General features: G+C 71.7%; 13 protein-coding genes. 10 read left to right on the top strand and 3 right to left on the bottom strand.

All coding sequences use genetic code 11. The features are described from left to right. The 5 genes from QR78_RS00655 to QR78_RS00635 form a co-directional block, all read left to right on the top strand. A partial coding sequence (locus QR78_RS00655) for an ABC transporter substrate-binding protein (protein WP_048425550.1) occupies positions 1 to 1,287 on the top strand: 1,287 nt, incomplete at its 5' end. Between the two features lie 43 nt (positions 1,288 to 1,330). Continuing rightward, positions 1,331 to 2,308 (top strand): ABC transporter permease, encoded by a 978-nt coding sequence (locus QR78_RS00650; protein WP_048425549.1) that lies wholly within the window; start codon positions 1,331 to 1,333, stop codon positions 2,306 to 2,308. 4 nt (positions 2,309 to 2,312) lie between these two features. After that, on the top strand, positions 2,313 to 3,164 hold the full coding sequence (locus QR78_RS00645) for an ABC transporter permease (protein ID WP_048425548.1): 852 nt from the start codon (positions 2,313 to 2,315) through the stop codon (positions 3,162 to 3,164). Then, the gene (locus QR78_RS00640) at positions 3,161 to 4,819 is read left to right on the top strand and encodes an ABC transporter ATP-binding protein (protein ID WP_048425547.1); all 1,659 of its coding nucleotides are present in this window, start codon (positions 3,161 to 3,163) and stop codon (positions 4,817 to 4,819) included. The genes QR78_RS00645 and QR78_RS00640 overlap by 4 nt, the downstream gene beginning before the upstream one ends. Before the next feature lie 12 nt (positions 4,820 to 4,831). Then, entirely contained in the window at positions 4,832 to 5,620 is a 789-nt protein-coding gene (locus QR78_RS00635) for a VOC family protein (RefSeq protein ID WP_048425546.1), read from the top strand. Positions 5,621 to 5,695: 75 nt separating this feature from the next. Here the strand turns inward: QR78_RS00635 and QR78_RS00630 are convergent, their stop codons facing one another. Further along, entirely contained in the window at positions 5,696 to 6,268 is a 573-nt protein-coding gene (locus QR78_RS00630) for a PAS domain-containing protein (protein WP_053220743.1), read from the bottom strand. A gap of 336 nt (positions 6,269 to 6,604) precedes the next feature. On the opposite strand from QR78_RS00630, the gene QR78_RS00625 reads away from it, so the two are divergent. From QR78_RS00625 to QR78_RS00615, 3 genes are all read left to right on the top strand, one after another. Continuing rightward, entirely contained in the window at positions 6,605 to 7,072 is a 468-nt protein-coding gene (locus QR78_RS00625) for a DUF2721 domain-containing protein (RefSeq protein ID WP_048425545.1), read from the top strand. A gap of 66 nt (positions 7,073 to 7,138) precedes the next feature. Further along, a complete protein-coding gene (locus tag QR78_RS00620; RefSeq protein WP_048425544.1) occupies positions 7,139 to 7,573 on the top strand; it encodes a PRC-barrel domain-containing protein in 435 nt (144 codons plus the stop codon). A 21-nt stretch (positions 7,574 to 7,594) separates the two neighbouring features. Then, complete coding sequence (locus tag QR78_RS00615; protein WP_048425543.1) at positions 7,595 to 8,569, top strand: hypothetical protein; 975 nt, start codon at positions 7,595 to 7,597, stop codon at positions 8,567 to 8,569. A gap of 60 nt (positions 8,570 to 8,629) precedes the next feature. Here QR78_RS00615 and QR78_RS00610 read toward each other — a convergent pair whose 3' ends face one another. After that, entirely contained in the window at positions 8,630 to 9,163 is a 534-nt protein-coding gene (locus QR78_RS00610; RefSeq protein WP_125901092.1) for an SH3 domain-containing protein, read from the bottom strand. Positions 9,164 to 9,672: 509 nt separating this feature from the next. Beyond that, positions 9,673 to 10,041: a hypothetical protein gene (locus QR78_RS00605; RefSeq protein ID WP_048425541.1), complete on the bottom strand. Its 369-nt coding sequence runs from the start codon at positions 10,039 to 10,041 to the stop codon at positions 9,673 to 9,675. A 178-nt stretch (positions 10,042 to 10,219) separates the two neighbouring features. Between QR78_RS00605 and QR78_RS00600 the strand changes: the two genes are divergently transcribed. Next, positions 10,220 to 10,891, top strand: coding sequence for an HAD family hydrolase (locus QR78_RS00600; protein ID WP_048425551.1), 672 nt, complete (start codon positions 10,220 to 10,222; stop codon positions 10,889 to 10,891). 81 nt (positions 10,892 to 10,972) lie between these two features. Further along, on the top strand, positions 10,973 to 12,118 hold the full coding sequence (locus QR78_RS00595; protein ID WP_048425540.1) for an alpha/beta hydrolase: 1,146 nt from the start codon (positions 10,973 to 10,975) through the stop codon (positions 12,116 to 12,118). Positions 12,119 to 12,236 lie beyond the last annotated feature (118 nt).

The raw sequence follows: 12,236 nt of genomic DNA, 5'->3' as shown, positions 1-12,236 counted from the left end.
TGGCACGACGGCAAGCCCTTCACCTCCGCGGACGTGCAGTACACCGCGATGGAGATGTGGAAGAAGTACCTGAACTACGGCACCCAGCTCCAGCTCTACCTGGAGGCCGTCGACACCCCCGACGCCCACACGGCGGTGTTCCGGTACTCCCGGCCGATGCCCCTCGACCTGCTGCTGCGGGCGCTCTGCGACCTCGGCTACGTCGCGCCCCGGCACGTCTTCGAAGGCACGAACGTGCTCGAGAACCCGGCCAACACCGCGCCGATCGGCACCGGGCCGTTCAAGTTCGTGTCCTACGAGCGCGGCCAGCACGTCATCGCGGAGCGCAACCCGACCTACTGGCGCGAGGGTTTTCCCTATCTCGACCGGATCGTCTGGCGCTTCATCACCGACAAGGCGGCGGCCTCCGCGGCGCTCGAGACCGGCCAGGTCCAGCTCTCGACCTACAACGCGCTGGCGCTCGCCGACCTCGACCGGCTGAAGACCGATCCGCGCTTCACCGTGTCGAGCAAGGGGCTGGAGGCCAACGCCTTCAACAACACGCTCGAATTCAACACCCGCCGCAAGGAGCTCGCCGACGTGCGGGTGCGCCGGGCGATCGCGCACGCCATCGACGTGCCGTTCTTCATCGAGAACTTCATCTACGGGCTCGGCAAGCCGGCGACCGGGCCGATCCCGTCCTCCTCGACGGCGTTCTACCCGGACAACCCGGTCCCCTACCCGTTCGACCCCAAGAAATCCGCGGCACTCCTCGACGAGGCCGGGTTCAAGCGCGGCGCAGGCGGCACCCGCTTCTCGCTGAAGCTCGTGCCGATCATGAACGGCGAGGACGTGCCGCTCCTCGCCACCTTCATCCAGCAATCGCTCCAGGCGGTCGGGATCAAGGTCGAGATCGTCAACCTCGACACGGCCGGCGCCCTCTCCACCGTCTACCGCGACTGGAACTTCGACCTCGCCACCGGCTGGCACCAGTACCGGGGCGATCCCGCGGTCTCGACCACCGTGTGGTACCGCTCCGGCTCGCCGAAGGGCGCGCCCTGGACCAACCAGTACGGCTGGCAATCCGACCTCGTCGACCGTCTCACCGACCAGGCGGCGAGCGAGCTCGACCCGGTGAAGCGCAAGGCGCTCTACGCCCGCTGGGTGCAGGCGGTGAACGACGAGATCCCGGTCTGGATGATGACCGAGCGCACCTTCCTGTCGGCGACGAGCAAGCGCGTGCACGGCGACCACAACACCCCGCGCTGGGGCTCGGGTGATTGGCACGACACGTGGATCGAGGCGTGACGACCCCGTTCGCGAGGCACGCCGCCCCGACCCAGGCCAGCTCATGACCATCCTCCTCCTGGCGCTGCGCCGCCTCGCCGCCAGCCTGCCGACGCTGCTCGTCATCCTGGCGGGGCTCTTCCTGCTGCTCCAGCTCGCCCCCGGCGACACCGTGGATGCCCTGATGGCCCAGATGGGCGGCGGCGACCCGGCGACCGCCGAGGAGCTGCGCCGTTACTACGGGCTCGACCTGCCGGCGGCGGCGCAACTCGGGCGCTACCTGTGGCGGCTGGTGCAGCTCGACCTCGGCCAGTCGGCGATTTACGGCAAGCCGGTCGCGACGGTGATCGCCGAGCGGCTGCCCGTGACCCTGCTGCTGATGGGCGCCTCCCTCACCCTCGCGTTCCTCGGCGGGACGTTCCTCGGCGTGCTGGCGGCGCGGCGGATCGGGCAATGGCCCGACACCCTGATCTCGACGCTCGGGCTGATGTTCTACGCCACGCCCTCGTTCTGGTTCGGCCTGATGGGGATCGTGCTGTTCGCGATCCATCTCGGCTGGCTGCCGGCCGGCGGTTTCGAGGAGGTCGGGGCCGGCTATACCGGTCTCGCCCACGTCCTCGACGTCGCCCGTCACCTCGTGCTGCCGACCCTGACGCTCGCGCTCGTCTTCCTCGCCACGTATCTGCGGATCATGCGCGCCTCGATGCTGGAGGTGATGAGCCTCGACTACGTCCGCACCGCCCGCGCCAAGGGGCTGGGCGAGACCGGGATCATCGTGCGCCACGCCCTGCGCAACGCGCTTCTTCCCATGGTGACCCTGGTGGGTCTCCAGGCCGGGACGATGCTGGGCGGCTCGGTGGTGGTCGAGAGCGTGTTCGCGCTGCCCGGCCTCGGGCGGCTCGCCTACGAATCGGTGGTGCAGCGCGACCTCAACACCCTGCTCGGCATCGTGTTCGTGTCGGCGCTCCTCGTCATCACGGTGAACTTCTTGGTCGATCTGATCTACGGCCGGCTCGATCCGCGCATCGCGGCGGGGCGCTGACGCGATGGCGGCCCTTCGGCGCTACGCACGCAATCCGGCGGCCCTCCTGGGCGCCGTGCTCCTCCTCCTCGTGATCGCGGTGGCGTTGTCCGCGCCCCTGCTGTTTCCCAAGGACCCGCTCGGCCTCGCCGGCCGGCCGCTGCAATGGCCCTTCGTGAACCCGAAGGTCTGGCTCGGGACGGACGCGAGCGGGCGCGACATCGCCGCCCAGATCTTCCACGGCGCCCGGGTCTCGCTCCTGATCGGCCTCGTCGCGACGGTGATCGCGATCGCGATCGGCATCGCGGTCGGCGCGGTGGCGGGCTTCTACAGCGGCCTCGTCGACGACGTCCTGATGCGGGTGACGGAAGCGTTCCAGACCCTGCCGAACTTCCTGCTGCTCCTCGTGCTCGTCGCGGTGTTCGGCTCGGACATCACCACCGTCACGGTGGCGATCGGCCTCGTCTCCTGGCCGGCCCCGGCGCGGCTGACGCGGGCGGAGTTCCTGACCCTGCGCAACCGCGAATTCGTCCAGGCCTGCCGGGTGCTCGGCATGGGCGATGCCCGCATCATCGCCCGGGAGATCCTGCCCAACGCCCTGCCGCCGGTGATCGTCTATGCCAGCGTGGTGATGGCGGTGGCGATCCTGCTCGAGAGCGCGCTCGCCTTCCTCAACCTCTCGGACCCCAACGTCGCCTCCTGGGGCAACCTGATCGGTGCCGGGCGCGGCGTGCTGCGCACCCAATGGTACGTCTCGGCGATTCCGGGCGTCGCGATCCTGGTGACGGTGCTCGCCGTATCCCTGGTCGGCCAGGGCCTCAACGACGCCCTCAACCCCCGCCTGCGCGGCCCCGCGCCCGTGAAGGCCCCGGCATGAGCGAACTTCTCTCGGTCAAGAACCTCTCGGTCCGCCTGCCGCCGGGGGCCGACCGGAGCCACGCGCTTTCCGACGTTTCCCTCACGCTCGCGGCCAACGAGATCCTGTGCGTCGTCGGCGAATCGGGTTCGGGCAAGTCGGTGCTCGCCAACACGGTGATGCGGCTCCTGCCCCCCGGCGTGCGGCCCGATGCCGGCGCGGTGCTGTTTCAGGGCCGCGACCTCGTCGGCGCGTCGGAAGCCGAGATGCGGCGCCTGCGGGGGGCCAAGATCGGCATGATCTTCCAGGAGCCGATGACGGCCCTGAACCCGCTGCGCCGGGCCGGCGACCAGATCGCCGAGACCTTCCGCATCCACACGAGGCTCGGGGCCCGGGCGATCCGGGACAAGACCCTGGCGCTGCTCGACGAGGTGCGGATGCCGGACCCGCGCGCCGCGCTCCGGGCCTATCCGCACGAGCTCTCGGGCGGCCAGCGCCAGCGGGTGATGATCGCCATGGCGCTCGCCCTGGAGCCCGCGCTCCTCATCGCCGACGAGCCGACCACCGCGCTCGACGTGACGACGCAGGGGCGCATCCTGGCGCTGATCCGCGAGATCCAGGCGCGGCGCGGCATGGGCGTGCTGTTCATCACCCACGATTTCGGGGTGGTGGCGGAGATCGCCGACCGGGTCGCCGTGATGCAGGCCGGACGCCTCGTCGAGGAGGGCCCGGCCGACGCCGTGCTGAACCGGCCGCAGGCGCCCTACACGCGGGCGCTGATCGGCGCGGTGCCGCCGCTCCTGCCCCGCGCCCCGCGCCCCGGCACCGACGCCGCGCCGATCCTGACGATCGAGGGCGTCTCGAAGACCTACCGCAAGGGCGGCGGCTTCCTCTCCGGCCGTCCCCGGGTGACCCACGCCGTGCGGGACGTGAGCCTGTCGCTGCCCCGGGGCACGACGCTCGGCATCGTCGGCGAATCGGGTTCCGGCAAGTCGACGCTCGCCCGCTGCATCGTCCGCCTGCTCGATCCCGAGACCGGCACGATCCGGCTCGGCGATACCGGCGCCGGTCCCGTGGACCTGGCCTCGCTCTCGCGCCGGGCGATGCGGGCCGAGGCCCGCCGGGTGCAGATGGTCTTCCAGGACCCCTTCGCCTCGCTCAACCCGCGCCGCCGCGCCGGCGAACTGGTGGCGCAGGGGCCGATGCTGCTCGGCGTCTCCCGCGCCGACGCCATGGCGAAGGCCCGCGAGCTCTTTGGCCTCGTCGGGCTCGATCCCGCGGCGATGGACCGCCTGCCGCATGAATTCTCCGGCGGCCAGCGCCAGCGGATCGGGCTCGCCCGGGCGCTGGCGCTGGAACCGGATCTCCTGGTCGCCGACGAGCCGGTCTCGGCCCTCGACGTGTCGGTCCAGGCCCAGGTGCTGGCGCTGCTCGACGGTTTGCGCGACCGCCTCGGCCTGTCGATGCTGTTCATCACCCACGACCTGCGCGTCGCCGGCCAGATCTGCGACCGGATCGCCGTGATGAAGGACGGTGCCGTCGTCGAGGCCGGCCCGACCGCGGAGGTCTTCTCCGCCCCGCAGGCCGCCTATACCCGCGCCCTCCTGGATGCGGTGCCCGGCCGCGGCTGGATCCCCGGCCGTGCTCCGATTCCCGCCGCCGTGTCGGCCGTCTGAAGAGGAAACCCGATGTCCCTCACCCTCGACCACCTGGTGATCGCGGTCGCCGACCTCGACGCGGCCTTCGCGGATTACTCCAGCCTCGGCTTCACGGTGATCCGCGGCGGCGAGCACCAGAACGGCGTCACCCACAACGTGCTGGTGGTGCTGGAGGACGGCGCCTACCTGGAGCTGATCGCCTTCAAGAAACCCGAGCCCGGCAACCGCTGGTCGGAGGTCTACCACCGCGCCGGCGAGGGCTTCCTCGACCACGCGCTCCTGCCCGGCGACATCGACGCCGACGTGAAGGCGGCGCAGGGGCGCGGGCTCGACATCGCGGATCCGGTGGCGGGCGGCCGCTTCCGGCCGGACGGCGCGCGGCTCGACTGGAAGACCGCCCGCGCGCCGGGCTCCGACGTGCCGTTCCTGTGCGGCGACGTCACGCCCCGCTCCTTGCGCGTGCAGGAGGGCGACGTGCGCCGGCACGACAACGGCGTCACCGGCGTCGCCTCCGTCACGGTGGCGGTGCGCGACGTCGAGGCCTCCCGCGCCCGCTACGCCGCGCTGCTGGGCACCGGGGCCGACGCGCCGGTGGTGGAGGCCGAGATCCTGGGCGGCCCGGCCCGCACCGCGACCCTGCCGCTCGGCCCCCGCACCACCGTCACCCTGGCGAGCCCGTCGGGCACGGATGGCGCCCTGGCCCAGGCGCTGGCGAGCCGCGGCGAAGGCCCGGTGGCCGCCGTGTTCCGGGGCAAGACGACCGGCAACCTCGATCCGCGCCTCGCCCACGGCGCGCAGCTCGCCATCACGACGGCCTGACGACTCCCTGCGCCGAGCCGGCCGCTTCGGCGGCACCGGCGACGCGGGCACATCCGGCGGAGCGCGTGCCGCCCGTCAGGACGTCCGGCGGCTCTCCGGTGCCCGAGGCACCTCGTCGGCCGCGAGGTGGCGGCCGATCTCCATCAGCAGCATGTCGGCGAGGCGCCGCAGGAACGGATCGTGCCAGTCGTCGACCGCGCGGCGGACGGCGAGGCCGTGCTCCGCGGCGCGTTCGAGGGGATGCGCTTCGGCGCCGGTCAGGTCGATCACGACGCCCCGCCCTTCCGTCGGCCGACCCGCCGCATCGTGGGCGCAGCGGCCGCAGGACAGGACCCAGCGGATCCGACCCCCGGGTGCGAGCAGGCGATAGGGCACGACGTAGGACCCGCCCTCCTCCGCCGCCCGGCGGATGCGGGCCACCACCGTCCCGCGGTCGTCCGGATGGATGCAGTCGAAGAGGACCGGGACCGGCGTGCCGCCGCGCAGGCGAGCGGGATCGACTCCGTAGAGAGCCGCCATGCGGTCGTCGCCGCACAGGATGTCGGTACCGATGTCCCATTGCCAGGTCGCGACCGCGTCCGACGCCGCGGAGGCCGCCGCCAGTGCACCCGGCGGAGGCTCGTTCCATTCCGTCCCTCGTCCCCGCACGCACGACCTCCGCCGATTTCGCGATCACGGGCGGGCGTTGTCCGCACCGGGCGCTGCAACCTCAGCGAGTGCAAATATTATTATACTAATCTATCGTCAAGCGTCGATGGACTCATGGTTGGCTGAACCAATCCATCGCCCGCAACCTTGACGGACGGGCCAGAGTTGTCAGGTTTCGTACGCATGGGCCCCGACCGGCGATAGGCTGGATCTTTCTTCCGGCGTCCGCCTTACATTCTGGCAGGGCAACCCAAGACTGCTCTGTTGAAAGACTGCTTTCCCAAACGTCAGGACCGTGCGATCCAGGGCCGTCCCGGTCCATTCCTCCCGAGCTGCATGCTTCCCTCCGCCGATCCGTCCCAGGTCGATTCGACCGCCCACATCATCCAGGTCGCCCTGACCCCGGTATTCCTGCTCTCCGGCATCGCGACGCTGCTCAACGTCTTCTCGACCCGCCACGCCCGCATCGCCGACCAAGTCGAGAAGCTCGCCGACCGCATCGCCGAGCGGCCCGGCGACCAGGCGAGGCTGCGCGACCTGCGCCGGCGCAGCCTCGCCCTCGACGTGGCGGTGGTGATCGCGGCGCTCGGCGGGGTGGCGATCTGCGGCGCGGTGCTCACCCTGTTCCTCGGCACCCTGCGCGACGCCGCGGTGGCGAGCCTGCTGTTCAGCCTGTTCGGGGCCGCCATCGTCTGCACCCTGGCCTCCCTCACCGCCTTCGCGGTCGAGATGATGCTGGCGAGCCGGACCGTGCGCTCCGAAGTGGCCGAACGACAGGACGAGGAGGGCGAGCGGTCCCGTTGAGCGCGGAACCCTCGTCGGGCCGGACGGTTCCCCGAAGACTGGTTTGACTGCGTCACGGAGCCCGCCATGCCGACCGAACTCCCCAACGAGCGCGCCCTGCGCGAGCCCGGCACGATGGAGCTCGACCCGTCCGGCGACGGCCTCGCCCTCGACGAGACCCGCCGGTTGATCGCCTCGAACAAGGTCGAGGGCACGGCGGTCTACGACCGCAAGGGCGAGCATCTCGGCAGCGTCTACAACTTCATGGTCGACAAGGTGACGGGCCAGGTCGCCTACGCGGTCCTGTCCTTCGGCGGTTTCCTGGGCTTCGGCGAGCACCATCACCCGGTGCCCTGGAAGGCCCTGACCTACGACGTGCGCCTGGGCGGCTACGTCATCGACATCGATCCCGGCACGCTGGCCGAGGCGCCGCGCCACGGCCCGGACGAGGATCCGTTCACGGACCCGGCCTATGGCGGGCGCCTCGACGACTATTACGGCGGCCGCGCGCCGACGATCTGAAGGAGCGATCTGAGGGCTGGCATGTCCGAGGGCGGGCAGGACGAGGATCGACCGGGCGACGCGAGCGCCCCCGAGGGCGAGGTCGCCCGCGGGGCGGGCTTCGCGGTGGCGCCCGGCACCGCCAAGCGCCCCGGCGTGCTCGTGGCGATGCCATTCGACCGTGCGCTCCTCGCCCGCTTCAAGGAGAGCTTTCCGACCGCCCGCTGGCGGCGCAAGCTGCGGCGCTGGTTCGTGCCCGGCACCACCGCCGAGCAGCGGGCCGATGCCTGGATTGCCCGCGAGATCTCGGCGCTCGACGCCTACGGCGACGACAAGGGCCGGGACGCCTACGCCTTCGAGCCGCTGGAGAGCCGCTATCTCGACGCCGCTCCCGAGGCGCTGCTGGTCCGCACGCCCTATTCCCGCAGGGTGGTCGACACCCTGCGCACCATCCCGTTCGCCGCCTGGGCGCCGGAGATCCGGGCCTGGCGGGTGCCCTGGCGTTCCTACGAGGCGTTGAAGGACGCCTGGGGGGCGATCGAGGAAGCGGCCGCCGCGAACGAGCCCGAGGCGAGACGCGCCCGGCGCGAGGCGACCCGCGATCCCGCCGCCGAGGCGGAGCGCCGCCGCCGGCGCCATCCGGTGCCGCGCGGCGATCCCCCGCCCCTCGGGGCGGCGGTCGAGGCGGCCGGCGCCGGGGTGGTGGTGTTCGAGGCGCTGGACGACGCCCCCCTGGCCGAGACGGAGGCCCTGGCCCATTATCCCGCCGTCACCGCGCCGGGACCGCTGGTCTGGGCCTGGTGGCGGATGCCGACCTTCGGGGAACTCGCCGAGACGGTACCGGCTGCCGCCGCCGACGCTCCCGACCGCGGCTGGTGGCCGGCGACCCGCGCCGGTCTCGAGGAGCGCCGGCGGCGCCTGCGGGAAAACACCCGGGCCCGGGAAACGAGGGTGAAGAAGGACGCCCGGGCGAAGCGGGCCGTCATGCCGGCCGGGATGGATCCCGGCGATCCGTGACGCTGCCGCGCCCCGCGAGGCGCGTGTCCGTGTGGACCAGTCGAGAGGCCGCGCCCGACGTCAGTTGTCGCCCTTGACGCCGTCGCAGCTGGTTTCCTGGGCGGCGCAGATGCCGCGCACCCACATCCGCTTCTCGTCCTGCGGCGTGCCGTAGGCGATCTGCGCCCATTCACCGAGGCAATCGGTGACGGCCAGCCAGTCCCTCGGATGGGAGAGTTCGCCGAACCTGTAGACGACCTCGGAAGCGGGATCGGGCTTTGCGAAGCCCTTGTAGGTCTGGAGGCCGAAATAGATGGCCCGGCCCGGGATCCAGCCCGTCACGTCCAGGGGCACCTCCTCGACGTCGTCCTCCTTGACGGTCTGCACGTAGACGTTCGCGATCCGGAACCAGCCGCCATCGGCTTCGACGATCGAGAATTCCGGCCCGCGCCCGGAAAAGAGGCCGCCCTCGTAATCGACAGCGGGCGGCAGCCGGCCGACGATCGGGGCCCCGGGCGACGGGCCGGCCCGCACCGGCACTCCCCCCGCCTCCGTGACGATCGACCATCCGCCGATCGTGCAGCCGTTGGATGCTGCCGCAGCGAAAGCGGGCATCATCCCGATCGTCAGGACCGAAATCGCAAGCAGAGATCGGGTCATCGCGCGCAGTCCGGGGCGTGGCGCAGCCGTCGCGCGACACCCTATGGGACGCGCCGAGCAACGCAATCCACCGTTCCGGCGGAGATCGTCGTCCGGCGCGAAGTCGTCGTCCCGTGTGCGGACGGGCCCCGGACACCCGGATTCCCGTGCGCGCGGGGCATCGCATCGTCGCCGGGCGCGGGCGCCGCCCGGCGGGGCGGTCCGGGGACTTCGCGCGAGGCGGACTCCCCCGAAGCCGTGCCCGATCGCATCGCAACCGGGCACGGCTTCAGAACTTCGACTTGAAAGTCTTTGGCTTCAAAGTCTTCGGCTTCAAAGCTTTTTCCCTCGACGAGCCGGTGCCCGCCTCGCCGGAAGAGGCTCTAAGCAGACTTGCGTTGGCAGGCCAACGCTTCGCCCGCTTAGGTTCTTGTTTTGTCGCAGATTTTTGGCGCCGAACCGGTAACCACTTCGGCGAAATCTGCTTAGAACTTGCCGCCGAGGCCGACCGAGCCGCCCGAGCCGATGGTCGGCGAGAAGCCGCCGTTGCTGCCGCTGGGGCCGCCCTCGCCCTCGATCTCGTCGCGGCGGATGCGGCGGGGCGGAGCGCTCAGGGTGTCGCCAGACGCGCGGGTGCTCGTCGGGACGTTGAGACGGCGGGTCGGCTCGGTCGCGGCCTGCGCGAGGTCGCCGTTGCTGCGGGCCGGCAGCTTCACGTCGCCGCGCAGGGAGGGCGGCGGACCGACATCGCCCGCCGGCAGCACGCCGCCGACCTGGCCGAGGGGATTGTTGATGCAGCCGCCCGCGAGCGCGGCCACGGCCGCGACGAGGCAGGCTCTGGACAGGACGGACATCGGCACTTCCCACATCTGACGTCAGGGGCGCTCCCGCATCGAACGGGGCGCGGCGTTGCAGGAAGCTCTAATGGCCGGGGCCCCCGAAGGCCAGCGGCCCCGCTCGTCCGCCGGGGAACTCCGGCGCTTTGCCGGGCTTTCGTGCCTGGCGGCAACAGACGAAGGGCGTTTCCCCGTGATCCGAAACCTGATCTTCGACATCGACGGGACCCTGCTCGACAGCGTCGACCTGCATGCCGCGGCCTGGGCGGAGGCCTTTCGCCACTTCGGAATCGCGGTCTCGCCGGACGAGGTCCGCGGCCAGATCGGCAAGGGCGGCGACCAGCTGATGCCGGTCTTCGTGCCGAAGGAGCGCCTGGAGCGCGACCGCGAGACCATCGAGACGTTCCGTTCGACGTTGTTCACCGACGAGTACCTGCCGAAGGTCCGGCCCTTTCCCGGCGTGCGCGCCCTGTTCGAGCGCCTGAAGGCGGAGGGACACGTCCTGGCGCTCGCCTCCTCGGGCAAGGCCGACGAGGTCGAGCGCTACCAGGAGATCGCCGGCATCCGCGACCTCGTCGACGTCGCGACCAATTCCGACGAGGCCGACCGCTCGAAGCCGCATCCGGATATCTTCGAGGCCGCCCTCGGGAAACTCGGCCATCCCGCCAAGGGCCAGGCCGTGGTGATCGGCGATTCGCCCTACGATGCCGAGGCCGCGGTGAAGGCCGGGCTGCCGGTGATCGGCGTCCTGTGCGGCGGCTTCCCGGAGGCGCAGCTCGGCGAGGCCGGTTGCACCGCGATCTATCGCGACCCGCAGGACCTGCTGGACGGCTACGACAGCTCCATCCTGCGGCGCGGAGTGCCGTAGGGGCGCCGGCGGGGGGATGTCTTGCCGGATGGGATCCATCGTGCGAATCGTGCGGATCTCGTGCCGACAGGATACGGTTCATTGCCCGGCCCGCGCCGCCTCGCCGCCCTGCCCCTGGTCTCCCTGGCCGTCGGCCTGCCGACGTCCGTCCTCGCGCAGCAGTCGGCGCCCCCGAGCGCCGACGCCTCGGACTTCGCCCGGATGGAGGCGGCCCAGAACGCCGCCAACGCCGTCGCGGGCCCCCGCACGGTGCCGGGCCGGCGCATTCCGGTGCCGGGCACGGTGAGCCCCGAATTCCAGGCCGCGATCGCGGCGCCCTACCGGGTGCCGGCCTGGAACGCCGATCCGGGCAGCGCCGCGGAGTGGAAGGCGCTGGTGGCCAAGCTCGCGGCCCAGACCGCCGCGCCGCTTCCGGCCCTGCGCGAGCGCCTCGGCGTCGTCTCGACCCCCGAGGTGATCGGCGGGGTCAAGGCCTGGATCGTCGCCCCCAGGGAAGTGCCGGAGCGCAACCGCCACCGGCTGCTCGTCCACATCCATGGCGGCGGCTATGTCTACAACCCGGGCGAGGCCGGCACCCTCGAGGCGGTGCTGATGGCGGCCTTCGGCGGCTTCACGGTGATCTCGTTCGATTACCGCATGCCCCCGGACGCCCCCTACCCGGCGGCGATGGACGACGCCATGGCGGTGTGGAAGGCCGCGCTCGCCCTGCAGCCCGCCGCCAACATGGCGGTGTTCGGCACCTCGACCGGCGGCGGCATGGCGCTGGCGCTGATGCTGCGGGCGAAGCGCGAGGGGGTGCCGCTCCCGGCCGCCATCGCGCCGGGCACGCCGTGGTCCGACCTGACCGAGACCGGCGACAGCTACAAGGCCAACGAGTGGCTGGACAACGTGCTGGTCTCCTACGACGGCGTCCTGACCCGGGCGGCGAAGCTCTACGCCGCCGGCCGCGACCTGCGCGACCCGCAGCTCTCGCCGATCTACGGCGACCTGCGCGGCCTGCCACCCACCATCCTGACCACCGGCACCCGCGACCTCTTCCTGTCGAACACCGTGCGCACCCACCGCAAGCTGCGCCAGGCCGGGGTCGAGGCCTCGCTCCAGGTGTTCGAGGGCATGAGCCACGCCCAGTACCTGTTCAACCCGGACGCGCCGGAGACCCGCGAGGCCTTCGGCGAGATCGCGGCCTTCCTCGACAAGCATCTCGGGACCGAGCCCAGAAAACCGTGAGGACGGCGTGAGGGGCGCCCTGCGCGCGCCTCACGTCCGCCGAAACGGGCTCACGCGGCCCGCACGTTGTCTAGGAAGCGGTGCACCTCGGCCGAGAGGTGCTCGGACTGGCGCGACA

This window comes from Methylobacterium indicum, assembly GCF_001043895.1.
GTDB lineage: Bacteria > Pseudomonadota > Alphaproteobacteria > Rhizobiales > Beijerinckiaceae > Methylobacterium > Methylobacterium indicum.
This window is presented reverse-complemented; position numbering and strand designations above follow the sequence as displayed.